Genomic DNA, 21,198 nt, shown 5'->3' with positions numbered 1-21,198 from the left:
TCGCCCCTCCTCATTCATGAAAGAAAATCGCCAACCCGGATTGAATCCATGCTGGCGATTATACATCCTCTATCTGAAATTCAATTTATCCAAAAAGGGATTCTCCTATATACCCGCCCTTTTTGACGCCTGGTAAACAAGCGAACATGGCACTTCCCCTGTGAACGATATATTCATTAAGCTTGTCGTTATTTGCGAGCCGCTCCTGCATGGGTATGAATTGTTTACTCGGACTGCGCTGAAAACAAATGAATAGTAAACCAGCATTGAAACTGCCTGTTTTAGGATCCATGCCATCAGCATATGAATACGGACGTCGCAGGATCTTCGCTGTCCCATCTCCCCTGGCTAGGCTCATATGGGAATTTCCCGGAATAATCAGGTTTCCATTTGTGTCTTTAGCTTCTAAATCGACGCGATCAAACTCATTCTTCATCCCTAATGGAGCTCCGCTGTCCCGGTGGCGTCCAAATGTGTTTTCCTGTTCTTTCAATATGGTACGGTCCCAAACCTCTATATACATTTGAATTCGGCGCACCACCATATAACTGCCGCCAACAAGCCAGTCAGGCCCGTCCCCGGCCTTTACCCAAACGTGCTCATTCATTTCACCGCGATCATTCGTATCTGGATTGACCGTCCCATCCTTAAAACCGAATAAATTTCGCGGTGTCGTCTTTTTTGTATCAGCTTGCTTGGTCCGCTGGAAACCTGTCTGTGCCCAATGGATGATCGTTTTCCCTCTGCCAATCCTAACCAGGTTCCGAACCGCATGAAAGGCAACTTGCAAATCATCGGCACATGCTTGAATGCAAATATCCCCGCCGTTCCATGAATCTTCCAATGCATCCAAAGGGAATTTAGGCAGGTCCTTCAATTCAGCAGGTTTTTTCGAATTCAAACCAAACCGATCTTTGCCACCCTTCAAAAACAGGGTCGGTCCGACGCCAAAGGTAATCGTTAAATTGGAAGGTGATAGTTCTATTGCTTCTCCGGTGTCCTTTGGCGGCATATTCGGATTAAGCGATGCTTCTCCTACCAAGTTTCCCACTGTCATCTGGGCGGCGGCCTCCGTCCAGTCCTTGAATAACTGAATTAAATCAGATCTTTTATCCGTGGTGATTTCCAACGATGCGAAATACAGGTTATCCTGCGTTTCGGTGGTTATTCCCGCTTGATGCGCTCCGTAAAAAGGGACAATATCCTTCGTTTGTCCCTTTGCCCTTGAATCGGAGAGCGTCATCAGCCCGCCAATTCCGGATGCTCCTATCACGACCCCGATTCCACCGACCCCTGCCGTCTTCAACATATTGCGGCGGCTCACTTTTTTAGTGAAAAGCCCGGTTTCATCTTTCGGCGTATTTTCCTTCAATTATGATTCCTCCGTTACAATCCCTATTTGCGAAAGCGGTTCGGCCAAGGCATCGATCGCTTGACTCAACTCTTTAACTTCAGATTTCTTTAAATCCGTATATGGGATGTATCCATCACCGTCTTTATGCTTATCGAGCAGGACGTATACTTCGTCAAACCGCTGTTGGATTTCCTCGGCAAGCTTTGCATCCTTTTCCTTTAACGCGGGAGTGAGCAATTGATAAATCTTTTCTGCTCCTTGAACATTGGCAACGAAATCATATAGATCGGTATGAGAATACCTATCCTCTTCTCCTGTTACCTTACTTGTAGAAACCTCATTCAATAAATCGACCGCACCCGTGATCAATAAATCCGGCGTGACCTCAACCGTTTCAACCTTGGCACGTAGCAAATTGACATCGTCCATCAGCTGCTTTGCATATTTTTCATATCCTTTTGTCGTGTTTTCTTGCCATAATCCCATTTCAATGCGGTGGTACCCACCCCATTCTTCATCCTTGACATCACCTTTACGTGCATCGATTTTCGGATCTAGGTCACCGAATACTTCGGCAATCGGTTCGGCTCTTTCATAATGCATACGAGCTGGCGCGTACACTTCCTTGGCCTTTTCAAGGTCACCTGCTGATACAGCCTCTGTAAACTCTTCCGTCCCTTTAACGAACTCTTCTATTTCATTGATTGCATATTCGCGGTACTCATTCGATACGTCATTCAGCTTACTCACACTTTTTTCTTTGGCTTTGTCTTCTGCCGGCTTAGTCCCTTCGTTTTCCTGTGCACATCCGAATAATAGACTCGTAGATAGCAGAACTGCTAATGACGCCTTTGCGTTCTTCATAATGCATTCTCCCTTTAACATGATTTGTAGATTCATATTAGCAGATAATGAAAATCATTATCAATATATATTTTATGTAATAGGGAATATTTTTCAGGCTAACTATCCTTCACGCTCTCTCATTAGTATGTCGATTTCTTTATCCATGATTGTAATGATGTCCTCAATAAATTGGATGGCAAAATTCAGCTCTTGTTCATTATAAGAAGAGCATAAATCTTTCGTGGCCGTCGACAATGACTGATAATGCGATTTGATCTGTTCCTGCCTTTCAGGTATAGGTTCAATCATGACCCGCCTGCCATCGAGTTGATCTCGTTCCCTTCTTACATACCCGGATTTCTCAAGACGATTGATCAGTGCCGTAACCGAACCAGTGCTCAACCCTGTAATTTTCGCCAGCTCACCTGCTGTGATCGGTCCTGTTTCTTTCAATATTTCAGCAGTCTTCAAGTCAGTATGGCTCACGCCTATCTTTTGGGCCATGTTTTGCTGGAATAACACGGATCTCATCCCGAACCTTTGCATGCCCTTGGCTAAACTCTTTATTAAGGCTCCATTTACTTCATTGCCGCTTGACATAAAATGCCACCCCTTTTAAACTTAAATTTATCTTGATTTTCAAGATAAATATTTTTTTTAATCTTAACGTTTACCTTTCAACCATGTAAAGTACATTCATGAATCGGGTGAAACGAAGGAGGGAAATAAATGAACAACCAAAAAAAACAGAAATTCATCGTTGCCGGGCTATTATTGGGCATCTTGATGTCAGCGATGGATAATACGATCGTTGCGACTGCCATGGGAACGATCGTTTCCGATTTGGGCGGGTTCGATAAGTTTGTCTGGGTGACATCTGCCTATATGGTTGCGACGATGGCGAGCATGCCGATTTTCGGTAAGCTTTCCGATATGTATGGAAGAAAAAGATTTTTTATTTTTGGACTGATTGTCTTTCTAATCGGGTCGGCTTTATGCGGCATGGCCCAAAGCATCGTGCAATTAAGCATCTTCCGTGCGATTCAGGGAATAGGCGGGGGCGCCCTTATGCCCATTGCCTTTACCATCATCTTCGATATATTCCCGCCTGAGAAGCGCGGGAAGTTAACAGGCCTTTTTGGTGCGGTATTCGGCGCCTCAAGTGTATTGGGCCCGCTTTTAGGTGCGTATATCACTGAATATTCCAGCTGGAACTGGATATTTTACGTCAATGTCCCGATTGGGATCATTTCGTTGTTCTTCATCTGGAGATATTACAAGGAGTCGGCAAATACCCAAGAGCAAAAAATCGATTGGGGTGGCGCGGCAACACTGGTCGTTGCTGTTATTAGCTTGATGTTTGCACTGGAATTGGGCGGGGAGTACGGTTGGTCTTCTTCTCCGATCATTGGACTGTTTGCCAGCTTTGTCGTTTTCTTCATCGCTTTTTTCTTTTTCGAAAGAAGAGCAAAAGATCCGATCATTTCATTGTGGCTATTCAAAAGGCGATTGTTTGCCACGTCCCAGATCCTCGCCATTCTTTATGGCGGGACATTTATCATTTTAACGGTCTATATCCCGATTTTCGTCCAGGCCGTTTATGGGGGATCTGCCACAAACGCCGGATTGATCCTCACTCCGATGATGCTCGGTTCCGTAGTCGGCAGTGCAATGGGCGGGATTTTCAATACAAAAACAAGCTTTCGCAACCTCATGACAATTTCCGTCATCTGCTATTTTGTCGGAATGCTGCTCTTAGGGACAATCACACCGGAAACGAGCAGGACCTCGTTGACTTTGTTCATGATCCTGACTGGTTTTGGCATGGGCTTCTCCTTTTCCCTATTGCCTATTGCCTCCATTCACAACCTGGAACCAAGATTCCGCGGATCGGCCAACTCTACGAACTCATTCCTTCGTTCATTTGGAATGACGCTCGGTGTCACGATTTATGGAGCGATCCAAAATAATGTATTTTCCAGTAAGATGGAGGACGCATTCAAAGGGATGCAAGGCGGTCCGGATCCAGGATTACTGAAGGATCCGCGCCAGCTCTTCCAATCCGATGCACGGGCCGAGATTCCGGACTTTATCTTGAATAAAATCGTTCATGCGATGTCCGATTCCATTTCATTGATATTCACCTTGGCTCTCATCCCGATCGGACTTGCAGCCATCACCGTGTTCTTTATGGGAAAAACGAGAGTGGAAACGTCCGCAAAAAAGGAAGCATGACAATAACTAATAAAGCTTGCAGCGACTGCATTCATTTGAGATGAAGGGTAACGTAAAAAGGCAAAGCATGGCGCTTTGCCTTTTTTTACGTTACAGACTTTTCACTTCCACATTTTCCGGAAGCTTAAAAGGGTTGTCAGCATTGATTCGGTCATAAAACATCAACCCATTCAAATGATCTAGCTCATGCTGGAACACGATGGCGGCAAAGCCCTTCAGCCGCATTTCCAATTCCGCACCATTGGCATCAATCGCTTTGATTTTAACCCGTTCATATCGCGGAACATACCCCTTGATATCGCGGTCGACAGAAAGGCAGCCTTCACTTTGAGGTAAGTAGATCATCGTCGCCGAATGACTGACAATTCTCGGATTTACCAAGGCATATTCATACTGCTTTCCCTTTTCATCCGGAAAATACATGACGAACATGCGCTTGTTCAGGCCAATCTGATTGGCAGACAAGCCAACACCTTCCCGCAGGTTATATTTCTTTTGAAGCTTCGGATCCTGACTATTTTTTAGATATTGCATCATGCATTCCAATGTTTCACGATCCTCATCCGAAATCGGCAGGCTGACTTCCTCCGTCACTTGCCGCAGGATGGGATCACCTTCCCTGACGATATCCTTCATCGTGATCATATAGTCTTTCGTAAATTTACCCATAGAAATTCACACTCTTCTACCATTTTATTTTTTCATGACTTAGACCATTTCACTTTAGCATTTCGGATTTAAAAAGTCTAATGTACAGGTTGGAGGTCCAATCGCACTGACTTCATGCTTCTCTTCCACTATAAATACTATTTCTTGACTTTAGCATTATTTACCTTTATTTTAGGGCATAAAGACCTATAGATTACAGGTTTAAAAATTTTATACTGAAGTTATATTCAAAAAGGAGATGAAAAATTGAATTCGAACTCAAAATTAGTTTCGAAGCTGCTGCCGTTCCTGACGGCTTTCATTGTGATTATTGGTGGTATCAGTTGGTATGTTGTAACTCAGTCAAAGGATATGGTCATTCCCTTTTCTTCGGTTGAAAAGACGATCAAGGCCCAAAATGGTGCCCTTGTCTCCATAGAAGAAAAAAGAAACGGCACTCTCCACATCACTACACCTGATGGGGAATACGTTTCTAGCATCCCGCCCAACAGTCAAATGATCAATAAACTAGTTGAAACTTATAACGTTCGATATTCTTTTTCATCAACAAACAAATCGGCAATGTGGATTCTGGGGGTATTGATGGCCGCCCTTGCCGCAACCGCAGTGATCATACAAAAAAGATCCAAAGGCGGACTGCGCATCGGCAGCAAGAAACAAAGCCTATCCGCCCCCAGGCCTTTACCAGAAATAACCTTGGCTGATGTAGGAGGCTTGCAGAACGAGATCAAGCAGGAAATCCTCCAGACTCTCACTACACTAAAGGAGCCTGAGCGTTCGGAAAAGATTGGAATCAAACCGCCTCAAGGCATTTTATTATACGGTCCTCCCGGAACCGGGAAAACGCTTCTTGCACAGGCCATCGCCAAAGAGCTGGGTGCCAATTTCTTCTCAACGAGCGGCTCAGCCTTCAACGAAATGTTTGTCGGGGTCGGTGCAGCCCGTGTCCGCAGCCTTTTCCAAAATGCACGCAAGCAATCGCCGGCAGTCATTTTCATTGATGAAGTGGATGCATTGGCTGGTAAAAGGAAAGCACATGGCGGGGAAGAAGCCGAGAAAACCTTAACGGAACTGCTGGTACAATTGGATGGAGGCCATCCGAATGAAGGAATTCTTTTCATTGCCGCAACCAACCGGAAAGATATGCTTGATGAAGCGTTCCTGCGACCGGGCAGAATTGATTTCTCCTTCCAGGTACCACTACCTGATACGCAAGGAAGAAAGGAAATCATCGATATCCATACGAAGGGAAAACGCCTGGCGACGGATGTCTTGGCTTCCCTTGATGAATTGGCTGAAAGTACATCCGGATTCTCCGGTGCAGACTTAAGCTCCCTGTTCGATACGGCATCACGCCATGCCCTTAGAAATGAACAAGATATGATCAGGAAACAAGATCTTGACTATGCAATTGACCGTACGATTCTTGGGGCCACATCACGGACGATGAACGATATGGATACAAAACGGCGTGTGGCGATCCATGAAAGTGGACATGCCCTGATTGCAGCGTTGACAAAGCCCGGCTCTGTTCGAAAAGCAACCATCATCCCCCGTGGCGAGGCCCTTGGATATGTCGCACCGATACCAAAAGAACTCCACCTGGCTACGGCAAGTGAATTGCTCGATCAAGTGAAAATGATTTTGGCTGGCGGCGTAGCTGAAAGAATGTATCTAGGGGAGCACAGCATTGGAGTGGGCGGCGATGTCCAGCAGGCAAAACATCTGCTGGAGCAAATGGTCGATACCGGAATGCTTCAAGACGGCTTCACCCTTACTTTCAATAAAAGCGATAAGGAACACAAGATGCAGGAATTATTCACGAGAGCGATTTCCGAAACGGAAATGTTGATTGACGAGCATCGCCCACAATTTGAAGAACTCGTTGAGGAGCTATTGAAAAATGAAACGCTCGAGGGATCGGTTGTACAGCAAATCGTTGATGCTACCGAATTCACCAAGGCATGCTCCAACGCTTAACAGTTTAATTTGCATGAATTGAGGGGCCAGTTCAAAACGAACAGGCCCCTTCTTTGAATGTCCCATATTAAGGGGGATTCATTCAAACGGAATGCTTATGTGCTCCGCTTGTTTATGGGCAGCTTTATTTTTCCTGCCCACATTGCTGCAGTTCAATGAACAATATTTACTGCTCGCCTTTCTTGGTTTAAACTCTTCCCCACATTGTTCACATTTCTTCCATTGATATTTTATATAGGCTGTCCCTTTGCAGGTTTGGGAACAGTATTTAGCATTTTCATTGTAGCTTTTAAATTCGCGGCCACACACCATGCAATCAAATAGAGCCATTATTTTTCCTCCAGATTAAAAATCTAATAGCAGGGAACCTTCAATCAATCAATTTTTTCATATTGCTGCAAAAGCTCACCATTAAAAGCATCATCCCTTAGCTTACCCGAGCTTTTATACTTCTCCTGAATGAAACTTATCGCTATTGCCGCAACCACGGCTGGAATCGCGAAGCAAATGAAGTTCATATAAATCGGCAGCTTCAGCTCGATTAACATGCCTCCCATCGCAGGTCCGAGAATGGCACCGAACCTGCCTATTCCAAGGGCCCACCCCAGGGCTGTTGATTTAATATCAGTAGGATAGAAGATTGATATGAATGCATTGTTTAAATTTTGTGATCCGATCGAGGCTGCTCCGGCAATTGCAACCAAGATATATAAAATGATCGTGCCGGGTTTGAAGCCAAGTAAGGTCAAGCAAATGGCTCCAAAGGTAAACAGACTAATAAGCACCCTTTTCGATCCAACCCTATCAGCCAGCCAGCCACCGCTAATCGACCCGATTATCGCCCCGATATTCAAGCTGAAAAGGAACAGCAAGCTGGACTTTAATGGATAACCTGCTTCAACCATCAATTGAGGTAACCAAGTCCCCAATCCGTAAACCATCAATAACCCCATGAAGCAGGCAATCCAGAACATGATGGTCGACCTTCCTCGACGGTTTTCAAACAGCTTGGCGACTGGCACGCCCGATGTCGATAATTCGTTTATGAATCTATCATTTTCATGAGGGAGGTAGGACGGGTTCAAGCGCTTCACTATCGCACTCGCCTTTTTGTATTCCCCTTTTTCAACATAATAATAGAGAGATTCCGGTAAAAATTTAATTAATAAAGGGATGGATAATAGCGGAATCGCTCCTATGAAGAACATCCACCGCCAGCCTAAAGCCGGTATCACATTCATGCCTAGCAGCGAGACCATAATGCCGCCTATCGAATAACCGCTAAACATGATGGCCACCATGATATTTTTCAGCGATTTTGGTGAATACTCTGACGTCAGGACGACTAACAGCGGAGGAATCCCGCCCAGTCCCAACCCTGCCAGGAACCGGAATACGGCAAAATCAACCGGCCCTTGTGCAAAGCCTGTCAATAATGTGAATGTGCCAAAAAAAGCGACACAGATAATGATGACTGCCTTTCTCCCCACTTTATCTGCCAAAATCCCACAGAAAAGCGAACCGATAAGACCGCCAACCAAAGTCAAACTTCCAATCAACCCCAAAACACTTGGCGAGGTGCCCCAAGCTTCACCTAAACTCGGGATGACAGCGCCGTATGCGACTAAATCAAACCCATCAAAAAGAATGAGAAAAATGCACCATAATAAAACGGAAAGGTGAAAAAAATTGAATTTACTAGTTTCGATGACTTGTGCGATATGAATATTCTGCAAGTGTATTCCCCCGTATATGTTTGGTATCCGCCAGCTCCCTAAGGTCAGGCCAAAGGAAGCTAGCGGATACCGACTGACATTTAATGTACTTGAAAACCGAAAACCGCCTCCCCCTTTATATTTCAGGGGTTATTTCAAGACCCTCACATATCCCTTCAAAGGTGACAAATATGGGCTGGTCGTTGAATCCTGCGGCACTTACTTGCTGTGCGCAAACGGCCAAGCTATATTCACTGTTCACCGAATACTGCTTATAAGCATAATCAGTTATCCTTTCCTTGCTATGTACATCTATCAGTTCAATATCTTCCGTGCCATTTTTAATCACAGTAAAATCGCGTAAAGGGATGGATAAGCCTTTACCGACTGCCTTGATATAGCTTTCCTTCAAGGTCCACATATCATAAAAGGCTGAAAGTCTGTCTTCGGCCTCCCATACCTGCCCGTATTCTTCTTCCGTTAGAAAACCTTTAGCCAGCTCCAGATCAAACGGCCCGGTATTCTCGATATCCACGCCAACTTCCTTATCATGGATGGCACAGACCACATAATCCCCGGAATGGGAAATATTATAATGTACCGATGGGTGCTTGGATAAAAAAGGCTTACCATATGCAGTAGTCTCCACTTCCAAAGTTTCCATAACCGTTCCGAACTGTTTTTCAAGAATGAATCGCAGCAGTAAATCGCCTATAAGGGACCGGTATGCATCATCCATCTTATAATATCTTTTCAGGCGAATTCGCCGGTCGGGTGAAACGTGTGCCAGCAGTTCCTCCAATGCCCCCTCATCTCTCTTGGCAGGCAAATTACATATATACACTTCTACCATTCTTCCCACTCCTCTCTAGCAAAAATGAATAGGAGGTCACTGTAGGATTACAGCGACCTTCCCTTTAATGAAACCAAGACCAACTGGATGAATCACTCGCTGACGCTTCTGACCTGTTTTACATCACGGGGCTTTGCAGCAGCCTTCGCTGACATGGCTTTGAAATCATCCTTCGTCAGACGCAGCGCAAACAATAAGGCTGCGAAAAGGAACGCCGCTGAACCGAGGAGGGCGATTTGATAGGAAGCTAAATGAACCTCCGTCTCACCGTTCGCTACCATCGTGCTCGTGCCGACTGCCCCAAGGATGCTGGCCAGGATGGCTACACCAATGGCCGAACCAATCCGGTTTTGCACATTGAACAATGTGGTTGCCCTTCCCATGGAAGCCGGACCGATATTTGTGAAAGTAGAGAATTGTACCGCAACGACCGTATGTCCCAAACAGATCCCTATGCTAAATAATAAAGCACGAAGGAACCACGGATTGGCTGTCGGTCCTACAAGGCTTATCAATGTAAATATGATGATCGTGCCAAGCAGACCAAACCGGATCACCTGATGGATCCCCAGTTTTTTTGTGGTCCAAGGCATCAGCCGCGATGACACCATCAAACCGAGCGCTTCCGGAAAAGTCGTCAAGCCGCTTTCCAATGCCGAGGCCTGAAGCGAACTTTGATACATTAACGGGAATACGAAGAGCATGCCCAGTAAGCCTGCCATTGAAAATAAAGAAATGATGCCCAACGTCCGAAATAATCGATCGGATAATAAACGCAAATCCAGCATCGGTTTGTCCACTTTCAACTCCAATAAAATGAATATACAAACAAGCACAACTCCCGTAATTCCTGTAAACAGGATCACGGCGGAATCCCACCCTTTAGCCGGCCCTACGTTCAATGCATACATCAGCATGGAAAATCCGGCTGCCGATAGCAGGAATCCCGGCACATCCAACCTGCCTGCGGCTGGTTCCTTATGTTCTTTCAAAAACAGTAAGCCGAATACTAAAACGAGAATGCCGAAAGGGACATTTATATAAAACGCCCAGCGCCATGACAGCTGCTCCGCAAAGAATCCGCCAACTATGGGACCGATGGCTGGTGCGAAGGCAATCGGAAGCACAAGCGATCTCGATACCCTAGGACGTTCCTCAGGAGAGAATGTCCGAAATAAAAGGGCCATTCCAACCGGTGTCAGGATGCCGCCTCCTGCCCCCTGCAGAACCCGGAACAAGTTCAGCGTTTGCAAATCATTAGCGAAGCCGCATAAAAGGGAGGCGCCCGTGAAGACGCCCAAGGCCATCAAGAAGATTTTCTTGGTACCAAAGCGGTCACCAAGCCAGCCAGCTACCGGAAGGAACACGGCCAGACTTACTAAATATCCGACGTTAATGCCACTTGTTGACGAGGGATCGATATTGAACTCCTGACTGATCGTGGGCAGGATCACATTGACGATCGTCCCGTCCATGGAGACCATGAACATCGCTATGACATAAACGATGCTCACCACTAATTTAGGATCAAGCTGTATCCTGGCTATCACTTTGTCCCGTCACTGCTGGCAACCAGTTTCAAGCTTTTTGGCTGCAAGTCCGTCCAGTTCGTGTTGATGTACTCCAAGCAATCCTGCCGGCTTTCCTCCCGGTAGATGACGGACCAGCCTCTTGGAATATCCAGAAAGGCGGGCCAAAGGGAATGCTGACCTTCTTCATTTATTAACACATTGTAGATGCCGTTTTCATTCTCGAAAGGGTTGGTCATCAATTATCTCCTCCTTCATTAGTCTTGGCTGACTTCTTAAGATCGGTGAGCTTTTCAGCAATCACCTGGCCAATTTCAGCAAGCGGTCCTGGCTGGCACATATCCTTATGGCGGCACTCGATATTATGCTGTTCTATTTCGCCATGAATGAACGGGTTCCAGGTCTCTGGCTCGATTGGATCGAACCAATCCGGAATGATCGTCGACCTAAAGAAGAGAACATCCCCTTTAAAGGTTTTTGGTTTATACTCACTCATGATCCGGACTGAGTTGACATATGTCTCTTTGAGGTTCAAGATCGTTACCTCTTCCAAACTGGCCAATGCACTTCCATCCCGCCGCAGTATTTCTATGGCACTAGCATCATCCAGCGGTTGTTCTCCTAAACTATCCGGATCGTATCCACCCAGTGCAAGCAACGCAATCAAAGCTTCTTCATCATCCGGTGCCTCCTTAATGGGCAGGAAATGACTTGGATATGCATCAAGGATTGCAACAAGGCGAACGTCCTCTCCCTCATTTTGAAGCTGTGTCGCCATCGCATGAACGACATTGCCCCCTAGAGACCAACCCAACAGATGGTAAGGACCTTTTGGCTGGATCGTCCGCAACTGATCGATATAATCAGCTGCCATTTCAATCAGCGTTTTTGGGAATGGTTCTTTCTGGGCTATGCCGCGAGCTTGCAGCCCATAGATTGGATAGTCAGGCCCGAGCGCAGTCATCAATCCAGCATAGCACCAGCTAAGTCCGCCTGCCGGATGTACACAAAACAACGGAAGCTCCATCCCGTTTTTCCTAAGCGGCAGGAGAACGTCCAATGCACTTTGGCTTGTGCCCATTTCCAATCGTTCAGCTAGACCCGCAACGGTCGGTGCTTCGAATAGGTTGCCAATGCTAAGCTCGACACCAAGCGCTTCACGGATTTTGCTCATCAAGTGCACGGCTAGCAGCGAGTGGCCCCCTAGGTCGAAGAATCCATCGTCTATTCCGACATGAGGCAAATCGAGAACTTCCATGAATAGATCGCAAAGAATCTCCTCCTGGGGCGTTCTCGGCCCGCGCCCCGATTGTATGGCACCGAATTGCGGTGCCGGCAATGCTTTTCGGTCCAATTTGCCGTTCGGTGTCAAAGGCAGTTCTTCCATTTCAACGAACGCGGAAGGGACCATGTAATCAGGAAGGCCTTCCGCAACGAAACGGCGAACATTTGCCGGAGCAAAGGACACATTCGACGCCGGTACCACATAAGCAACCAGACGTTTATCACCCGGGTTATCTTCACGAACCACCACCGCAACTTGTTCAATTTCGCCATGCTGGGCGACCGCGGCCTCGATTTCACCCAATTCGATACGGAAGCCGCGGATTTTGATCTGATGATCGGCACGCCCCATATAATCCAAAGATCCATCTTCGCGCCAGCGGGCCAAGTCTCCGGTACGGTACATCCTCTCACCTGATGCACTAAATGGGTTGGCGACAAAACGATCCGCCGTCAGGCCTGGCCGTCCTAAATATCCCCGGGCAAGACCAGAACCGGAAACATAGAGCTCCCCCACCACTCCCGGCGGCACCGGCTGTAAGACAGCATCCAATACATACACCCCGAGATCGGGTATCGCACGGCCAATCAGACTATTTGCTTTTATGGATGTAATGTCCCGATTAAGCTCAAGATAGCTGACATGAACGGTCGTTTCCGTTATTCCATACATATTGATGAGATATGGCGCATTTTCTGGATGGCGGCTGTACCAATCCTCCAAACGGCTTAGTTCAAGTGCTTCTCCGCCATAGATCACGTAGCGTAAAGCAAGCTTCTGACCGATTTCCGGCATTTCCCGGTCTGCCTGCATCAACTGATAAAACGCCGATGGAGTCTGATTCAGAACCGTCACTCCTTCTTTGACCAATAGCTCTAGAAATTCCATTGGCGACCGGCTGATCGAGTGCGGAACGACTACAAGCTTGCCTCCGTGAAGTAACGCTCCCCAAATCTCCCAAACGGAAAAATCAAAGGCATAGGAGTGGAACATCGTCCACACATCCTTGGAATCGAAATCGTACCAATGCTGCGTCGATCCGAAAAGTCTGATTACATTCTGGTGCGGAACGACGACCCCTTTTGGTACACCAGTCGAACCGGAAGTATAGATGATATACGCTGAATTCAACGGCGATAAAGGCTGGATGCGGTCACGATCCGTTGGATTGAGTGTTGAATGATGCAACAATTCTTCCATGGTGCCCGCTTCATCCAGGATGACTTGACTGATATCAGTCATCTCGGATAGCTTCGAAGCTACACTCGAATTCGTCAGGACACATGCAGGCTTGGCATCAGAAAGCATGAACGACAACCGGTCCGCTGGGTATTCCGGATCCAGAGGCAGGTAGGCGGCTCCTGCCTTGAGTACAGCCAGCAGCCCTATAACCATTTCCAATGATCTAGGCATGGCCAATGCAACGAATTGCTCTGGCCCTATCCCTTTAGCTATCAGCAGGTGGGCAAGCTGGTTCGCCTTTTTGTTTACCTCTTCATATGACAACGAAGAGCCGCCATATACCAAGGCAATGTTATGAGGATACATTCTCACCTGTTCTTCAAGCAGTGAAGGGATGCTCGTTTGTGCTATCTCTTCGGTACTACCATTCCAGTCGACAAGGATCTTTTGACGTTCTTGAGATGACAGTATATCCAAAAGCCCTATATGCTGGTCAGGCTCCGAAACGGCGCCATCCAATAGCCTCAATAAGCGATATATTAGCATTTCGGCAGTCTCCCGCTTAAAGAGATCGGTACTATATTCAAGGAACCCGCTGATTCCGAACGGGCTGCCATTCTCTGCATGCACTTCACGGAATTCCATGGTCAAATCGAATTTCGAAGCACCTACGCTGTATAGCTTCAGGCTGGATTGCAATCCTGGGAGCTCCAATTTGGGATCTGGTGTATTTTGCAGCGCAAGCATGATTTGGAATAACGGATGTCTAGAGCGTGATCGAACTGGATTCAATACTTCCACCAAACGCTCGAACGGCAAGTCCTGATGCTCATAAGCATGTAAGTTGACCCTTCGCACCCGCTCAAGCAGCTCCCGGAAAGTAGGATCGCCTGAGGTATCCGTCCGTAACACCAAGGTGTTGATGAACATCCCGACCAGGTCGCTCAATGCATCATCACTCCGTCCCGCTATCGGACTTCCGATTGGAATATCATGACCGGCGCCAAGGCGAGTGAGGAGCGCAGTCAGGCCTGCTTGCAAGACCATGAATAAACTGACGCCATTGTCACGGGCCAACTCCAATAACCGTTGATGCATTTCCGGATTTATCGAGAAGTCTATCGTATCCCCGCGATAGCTGGATTCCAGGGGACGCGGAAAATCGGTTGACAATTCCAATTGGTCTGGCAGGTTGGCTAATGTTTCTTTCCAGTAATCAACTTGTTCAGTGGCTAAACTTGCTTCATCACTTTCGCTTCCTAACAGGTTTTCCTGCCAGAGCGCATAATCCGCATACTGTACAGGCAATGGAGGCAGGTTCGGTTCGGCACCTTTCCTTCGCTCCGCATATGCCGCAGTCAGATCACGAGTAAGCGGTGTTAACGACCATCCATCTCCTGCAATATGATGTAATAATAGAACCAACACATGCTTGTCGGGAGCCATTGTGAAAAGCTGGGCACAGATGGCGGGTTCTTTCGCAAGATTGAAGCTATATCTCGTGGCAGTTGCGATTTCCGCATCAAGCTCCGCCTCATTAATATGCGATACCAATAATTCCACCTGCGCCTCGGAAGGATCGAGCACATATTGATGCGCTGTACCTGAGGTGACGGGAAAGAGTGTACGCAGAGCTTCATGACGCTCGACTACATCATTAAGCGCCGCTTCGAGTGCCCCGGTATCGAGTTCACCTGACAATTCAACAACGAGTGGTATGTTATATGTGGGGCTTGGACCCTCAAGGCTATGAAGGAACCATAACCGCCTCTGGGCAAAGGAAAGCGGTACCTGTTTCGGCCTTTGTGCCTTTTTGACAGGCAGCCGTGCACTCCTACCATTGGAAAGCTGTTTGACCAGGCCGGAAACGGTTGGTGTTTCAAATAACTTGGCAATCCCTATTTCAACACCGAATGTATCTCTTATTCTTGCCATCAAAGTCGAGGCAAGCAGGGAGTGACCGCCTAGATTAAAGAAGCTATCATCGATTCCCACACGTGAAAGACCAAGAACCTCGGCGAAAAGATCACGTACGATTTCCTCCTGTGGAGTTCTAGGAGAGCGATCTGAAACAAGTGCAGAAAGATCAGGCGCAGGCAATTCCTTCCGGTTAAGTTTCCCATTCGGAGTCAAAGGCAACTCATCCAGCTCTACGATGGCGGATGGAACCATGTATTCCGGCAAAGTGCTGCCTGCAAATTCACGTATTTCCACAACATCCGCTGCCACGCCCAAAGAAGGAACGATATACGCAACGATGCGTTTATCCCCGGGTTGATCTTCGCGGACGATGACTGCAGCCTGTTCAATGTCAGGATGCCGGGTAAGCCTTGCTTCGATTTCACCTAATTCAATGCGAAACCCTCTTATTTTGATCTGATGATCGGCACGGCTGATATAATCCAGCGTGCCATTGCCGCTCCAACGGACAAGATCGCCAGTGCGATACATACGGCTGCCCTTTGGACCATAAGGATTAGCGACAAAACGATCGGCCGTTAAATCCGGGCGCCCTAAGTATCCACGCGCCAGCCCTGCACCTGCAATATACAACTCCCCGACAGTCCCTCTAGGAACAGGCTTCAAAGCTGCATCCAGCACATAGACCTGTGTATTCCAAAGAGGCTTGCCGATCGATGGCATCCCGCTTTGGTCCGAATCGAGCGTAATGGCTGAGGACCATATTGTCGTTTCCGTCGGTCCGTACAGGTTCGTCACTTCACAACCTAATTCATGTAAAGCATTAGTCAGGCTGATCGAAAGGGCCTCACCTCCTACCAACACCCTGAAATTCTTAATCACATCAGGATAATTCGCCACAAGCGAATGCCAAAGCGTCGGTGTGGCCTGCATGATGCTTATCTCATGGTGAACGATCATCTCGGACAAGGTCTTCGGATCTTGAATCGTTTCCTTGGCGGCTATGACACAGCTTGCCCCGTTCAGCAGCGGCAGGAAGATTTCCAAACCGGATATATCAAAGGCAATGGTCGTAACAGCCAGAAGCCGATCGCGATGATCGAGGCAAAATTCATTTTGCATCGAAGATAAGAAATTGATAAGGCTTGCCGATTGAATCACGACGCCTTTCGGTCTTCCTGTAGAACCCGAAGTGTAAATCATATAAGCCGGGTTAAGCGTTGACATGATTCCCTTCCTTTTTTCATCCTCCACATTTATATCCGGCTGATTCCCAAGCGAGAGAACAATCTCTTCCTCATCCAATACGATGCGCTCCGCTCCTTTTGCATCAGCTAATTTCGCGCCAATTCCTTTACTGGTTATGATGGCGGCAGGACGGGCATCCTCAAGCATGAATTCGATCCGATCCGATGGATAATCCGGGTCGATCGGTAAATAAGCCGCTCCGGTTTTTAGCACTGCCAACATGGAAATGACCATATCCACTGAACGAGTCAAAGCAATGGCCACGAATTTCTCAGGTCCCAGCCCCTTCTCTAAAAGGAGGTGCGACAGTTGGTTGACCCGTCCGTTTAAATCTTTATAAGTAAGAACTTCGTTATCATCGATTACGGCCGGCCAATCAGGCGTTTTGCGCACTTGCTCCTCAAACAATCGAGGTAAAGGCACAGTTGGAAGCTCTGTTTCCGTTTCATTCCATTCAAGCAGGACTTGCTGGCGTTCCTCAGGCAAAAGAAGATCGACTTCCCCGATCGCCTGATCCGCCTCCGCAATCGCGATCTTTCCAAGAAAACGTAAAAAACGTGCATGATGTGTACCTAGATCTTCTAGGCTATATACTTCCGGGTTCGCATCTATATCGATCCGCAGCCCTTTGCCATCGGACTTATCATAGATATTAATCGACAAATCATCGACAGGGCCTGTGGCAAGCTTATGTGTGATCGCCCTGCATCCAGAAAAATCGAGTCCATAATCAAAAGGCATGACATTGATTTGCGGTCCGAATAATCGCTGGTTGTCGCCGAGCAACTTAAGATCACGGCGCAATTCTTCATGGCGGTAATTTTGATGTCGCCTGATGGTGCGGACCTCCTTGGAAACTTGCTGCACCAGCTCTTTGAAGTTCATCTCAGGCTTTACGGACAACCGCAGCGGCAACAGATTCATGACCATGCTGGGGATATTCAATGAGGATGACCCCAAACGGCCCATCATCGGTAAACTGAGGATGACATCTTCCGAACCTGTCAAACGGTTCACATAAACAGCGGCCACTGCCATAATCACTTCATGCCAGCTTCCCGAATATTTGTGGGCATTCATTTTTAAAGCTTGTGTAGCGGAAGATGACAGATAACCCGTTTGGCTCAGGAACCCTTTGGAGGTCCTGGGTGCCCGATCGGCTAGGCTCATGACCTCCGGCTGATCTGCAAAACGCTCTTGCCAAAATCGGCGATCGATTTCGAACTTTTCGGATTTCCTGTACGCCTTATCTTCCTCAAGAAGGGCCCGTAAAGGAGAAAAGGCGCCTTCGTTCACACCTTCCCCATTCTGAAGGGCTGAGTACAGTTTGGCTACGCGCTGTGAAATAAGGGAAAATCCAAATGCATCCATGACAATATGGTGGATGCGCTGATACCAGAAAAACCGGTCCGAGTCCACCTTGAATAGTACTTGATTGAAGAGCGGGTCATTTTTCAAATCGATTGGTTGAGCCAAATCTTCTTTCATCCATTGTATGGCCTTTTCCTGGGAGTCTTCCTCACCATTCAAATCGACGAATGTAAAGGGGATATCAAGAGACTCCCCGCTCATTTGAAATGGTCCATCATAATCCTCGCCAAAACGGACATGTAAAAATTCCGCTTCCTTGACGGCCTGCCTCAATGCCTGTTCGAAATGACCGATATCGATCATCCCAGCAATTTCTATGTATTCGCCTGTATTATAAATCGGGTTATCCGGCTCCAGCTGCTGGGCGAACCAGATACCGGATTGCGCGCCGGACAACGCCCAGCGCACATCTTGATCCTGAATATTAAGCACTCCTAATTACCACCTTCCCAGTTTTGTTTCAAGCCAACACTTTTTGTGATGATAATAGTTCCCACCACGCGGCAAGCGTCGGTTTTTCTGCCATCTGCATGAAATTGATTTCTGCACCCTTACCTCTCAGGATTTCAACAAGGCTCATCATTCTAATTGAATCCATTCCTAAGTCCACAAGATCCTCGGTCTCATCTATATCCGATGGAGATTCACCCAGAAGTTCAGCGATGGCAATCCTCAGTCCCTCCAGCGTCAAACCATGATCCTCTTTTTCTTGTTCTCTGCCGCTATTCAATTGCTCCAGCAACCGTGCTGTGGGTGTTGTGAAGGCACAGCGTTCAGCTGCGTATTTGATCGCCATTTTATGTTCTTCCAACGAAAAGTCCGCTACTGCATCCGTTATCAAGAATGGCTCAATATCCTGCATGAAGGCCTCACTTGCCGTCAGTAGACAGCCGATATGTGCATAGACGCCACAGATGATCAGTTGATCACGTCCCTGCTCCCTCATCATTTCAAGGAGATTCGTCCGTTTGAATGCACTGTAACGCCATTTTGTTAGGACAATGTCATCCTCGCTTGGAGCAACCTCGTCAACGACTTTAGTTTGATTGAGATCATCATCAAGCCCTGGGCCCCAGAAATCGGTAAGCAGTGCACGATCGTCAGGGTTTTGGTTTCCAGGCTGTGCTGTATAGACAACAGGGATGCCTAGTTCCACACAACGGCTTTTTATTGCCTGAATATGCGATATCAGCTCCGTTATCGGCGATTCGGTTACTGTATAGTAATCAAGGAAATATTGTTGCATGTCATGAACGAGTAACACTGCACGCGCTGGATCAGCCTTCCACGAAACTTTATTCTTTGGTAACTCGGATTCTACAGGCATTGCATATGGTGTGATAGCAGGAATAGCCATCAAAATCACTCCTTCGAAATATGTTTTTTATTCACTTCAGTGTAAGTTGATTGTTCAGTTTATCTGATATGATTTGCCGCAAAGCCTTTTTACTCACTTTCCCTAACGGCGTTTTTGGGAAGGAATCGGTAAATTCAAACCGATCAGGGATTTTGAAAGCGGCAAGCCCTCGCTCCTTCAGGAATAGTTTGAGTTCCTTTGAAGTTGGAGCATCCTGGCGAGGTATCACAAAGGCACAGGATCTTTCCCCTAAATAATCATCCGACATGGAGACGATGGCCACATCATGCACCGCTCCATGTGCCAAGAGATGGTTTTCCACTTCCTCGGCGGCGATTTTCTCACCGCCCCGATTGATTTGGTCCTTGTCCCGCCCTTCTACGACGATATAGCCCGATTCGGTCTTACTCACCAGGTCACCCGTTCTGTAGAAACCATCTAACGTGAATGCCTTCGCATTATGCTCTTCCGCTTTGTAATAACCACGGATGGTGTATGGGCCCCGCGTTAACAAATGCCCCACCTGGCCCTGCTCAATATCTCTATCTTCCTCATCAACGATGCGGACTTCGTCATATTTTGACATCGGCCTGCCTTGAGTATTGATGATTATCTCTTCCGGATCATCCAGCCTTGTATAGTTAACCAGTCCTTCGGCCATCCCGAATACTTGTTGTAATTTACATCCAAAAGCAGGAAAGACCCGACGGGCAGCTTCCGCACTGAACTTCGCTCCTCCCACTTGCAGCACTTGAAGACTGGATAAATCATGGTCGCGCGTCGATACTGCATCAAGCCATCTCAAGGCAAGGGGCGGTACAAGTGCGGTAATCGTCACGCCTTGCTTCTCAATAAGCGGAAAGGCTTCGTCAGGACTTGGGCCTGGTGAAAGAACGACCCTGCCTCCCGCATATAGCGTCCCGAGGATGCCTGGCGAGCTCATAGGAAAGTTATGGGCAATTGGCAGCACTGCGAGATAAACACTATCCTTATCCAACTGGCAAACTTCGGCGCTAACTTCCAAACTGTACATATAATCATCATGTGTTCTTGGAATCAGCTTGGAGAGCCCTGTACTTCCCCCTGATAACTGAAGGAAGGCAACGTCTCTCGAATTCACTTTTACTTCTAATTTTTTGGGATCGATATATAAATCTGCCAAATTCACGAATTCCGCTGCATCACCAGTTACAATCACATTTAATTTTTCATTCTTTTCCTTTGCACCTCTTGCAAGCGTACGATGGTCGAAACCAGCGTGCTTATCAGGGAGGATATAGGCAACAGCCTCAGCGAATTCGCAAAAATAGTTGATTTCACTGCTTCGATGGGTTGGAAGGGCAAATACAGGCAATGCGCCTAACCTGAATAATGCAAAACAAACTTCAAAAAACTCGATCACGTTGGGAAGCTGGACGACTACCCTATCCATTTGCTTGATTCCCAGTTCTTGAAAGCCTGCAGCCAAACGATCGGCTCGATCATCCAATTCCGCATAGCTCATATTCCTGTCTCCGCTGGTAATGGCAATCCTGTCACCTTGTCTCTCGGCACGATCACGCAGCATTTCCCCGAAGGTTTCCCCTTTCCAGCACCCCTCCCGTTCATATAAATCCGCATAATCCTCTGGCCATGAAGAACACCCTGTCAACAT

At 47.2% G+C, this 21,198-nt stretch carries 14 protein-coding genes; 2 read left to right on the top strand and 12 right to left on the bottom strand.

From position 1 onward, the window contains the following. Positions 1-85: 85 nt before the first annotated feature. The 3 genes from efeB to QNI08_RS21610 form a co-directional block, all read right to left on the bottom strand. Positions 86-1,372, bottom strand: a complete 1,287-nt coding sequence (efeB, locus tag QNI08_RS21620) for an iron uptake transporter deferrochelatase/peroxidase subunit (RefSeq protein ID WP_285769417.1) — start codon at positions 1,370-1,372, stop codon at positions 86-88. Then, complete coding sequence (gene efeO / locus QNI08_RS21615; RefSeq protein WP_285769416.1) at positions 1,373-2,218, bottom strand: iron uptake system protein EfeO; 846 nt, start codon at positions 2,216-2,218, stop codon at positions 1,373-1,375. Between the two features lie 102 nt (positions 2,219-2,320). After that, positions 2,321-2,800, bottom strand: a complete 480-nt coding sequence (locus QNI08_RS21610) for a MarR family transcriptional regulator (protein ID WP_285769415.1) — start codon at positions 2,798-2,800, stop codon at positions 2,321-2,323. 129 nt (positions 2,801-2,929) lie between these two features. Here QNI08_RS21610 and QNI08_RS21605 point away from each other — a divergent pair, with 129 nt between their 5' ends. Then, positions 2,930-4,435, top strand: a complete 1,506-nt coding sequence (locus QNI08_RS21605; protein WP_285769414.1) for an MDR family MFS transporter — start codon at positions 2,930-2,932, stop codon at positions 4,433-4,435. Between the two features lie 90 nt (positions 4,436-4,525). Here the strand turns inward: QNI08_RS21605 and def are convergent, their stop codons facing one another. After that, positions 4,526-5,104, bottom strand: coding sequence for a peptide deformylase (gene def / locus QNI08_RS21600; RefSeq protein WP_285769413.1), 579 nt, complete (start codon positions 5,102-5,104; stop codon positions 4,526-4,528). 246 nt (positions 5,105-5,350) lie between these two features. Between def and QNI08_RS21595 the strand changes: the two genes are divergently transcribed. After that, a complete protein-coding gene (locus QNI08_RS21595) occupies positions 5,351-7,084 on the top strand; it encodes an AAA family ATPase (RefSeq protein ID WP_285769412.1) in 1,734 nt (577 codons plus the stop codon). Positions 7,085-7,162: 78 nt separating this feature from the next. On the opposite strand, the gene QNI08_RS21590 is transcribed toward QNI08_RS21595, so the two are convergent. The 8 genes from QNI08_RS21590 to QNI08_RS21555 all read right to left on the bottom strand — a co-directional run bounded on the left by QNI08_RS21590 (position 7,163) and on the right by QNI08_RS21555 (position 21,198). Then, on the bottom strand, positions 7,163-7,414 hold the full coding sequence (locus QNI08_RS21590) for a hypothetical protein (RefSeq protein ID WP_285769411.1): 252 nt from the start codon (positions 7,412-7,414) through the stop codon (positions 7,163-7,165). A gap of 44 nt (positions 7,415-7,458) precedes the next feature. Beyond that, complete coding sequence (locus QNI08_RS21585; protein WP_285769410.1) at positions 7,459-8,820, bottom strand: MFS transporter; 1,362 nt, start codon at positions 8,818-8,820, stop codon at positions 7,459-7,461. Positions 8,821-8,935: 115 nt separating this feature from the next. Then, on the bottom strand, positions 8,936-9,652 hold the full coding sequence (locus QNI08_RS21580; RefSeq protein WP_285769409.1) for a 4'-phosphopantetheinyl transferase family protein: 717 nt from the start codon (positions 9,650-9,652) through the stop codon (positions 8,936-8,938). Between the two features lie 92 nt (positions 9,653-9,744). After that, complete coding sequence (locus tag QNI08_RS21575; protein WP_285769428.1) at positions 9,745-11,199, bottom strand: DHA2 family efflux MFS transporter permease subunit; 1,455 nt, start codon at positions 11,197-11,199, stop codon at positions 9,745-9,747. Next, entirely contained in the window at positions 11,199-11,420 is a 222-nt protein-coding gene (locus tag QNI08_RS21570) for an MbtH family protein (RefSeq protein ID WP_285769408.1), read from the bottom strand. The genes QNI08_RS21575 and QNI08_RS21570 overlap by 1 nt, the downstream gene beginning before the upstream one ends. Beyond that, positions 11,420-18,610: an amino acid adenylation domain-containing protein gene (locus QNI08_RS21565; RefSeq protein ID WP_285769427.1), complete on the bottom strand. Its 7,191-nt coding sequence runs from the start codon at positions 18,608-18,610 to the stop codon at positions 11,420-11,422. The genes QNI08_RS21570 and QNI08_RS21565 overlap by 1 nt, the downstream gene beginning before the upstream one ends. 37 nt (positions 18,611-18,647) lie before the next feature. Further along, complete coding sequence (locus QNI08_RS21560) at positions 18,648-19,544, bottom strand: isochorismatase (RefSeq protein WP_285769407.1); 897 nt, start codon at positions 19,542-19,544, stop codon at positions 18,648-18,650. Positions 19,545-19,575: 31 nt separating this feature from the next. Continuing rightward, the gene (locus tag QNI08_RS21555; protein ID WP_285769406.1) at positions 19,576-21,198 is read right to left on the bottom strand and encodes a (2,3-dihydroxybenzoyl)adenylate synthase; all 1,623 of its coding nucleotides are present in this window, start codon (positions 21,196-21,198) and stop codon (positions 19,576-19,578) included.

The organism is Peribacillus folii, from assembly GCF_030271255.1.
Taxonomy (GTDB): domain Bacteria; phylum Bacillota; class Bacilli; order Bacillales; family DSM-1321; genus Peribacillus.
The sequence above is the reverse complement of the archived record's forward strand: the minus strand, read 5'-3'. Positions and strand labels throughout refer to the sequence as shown.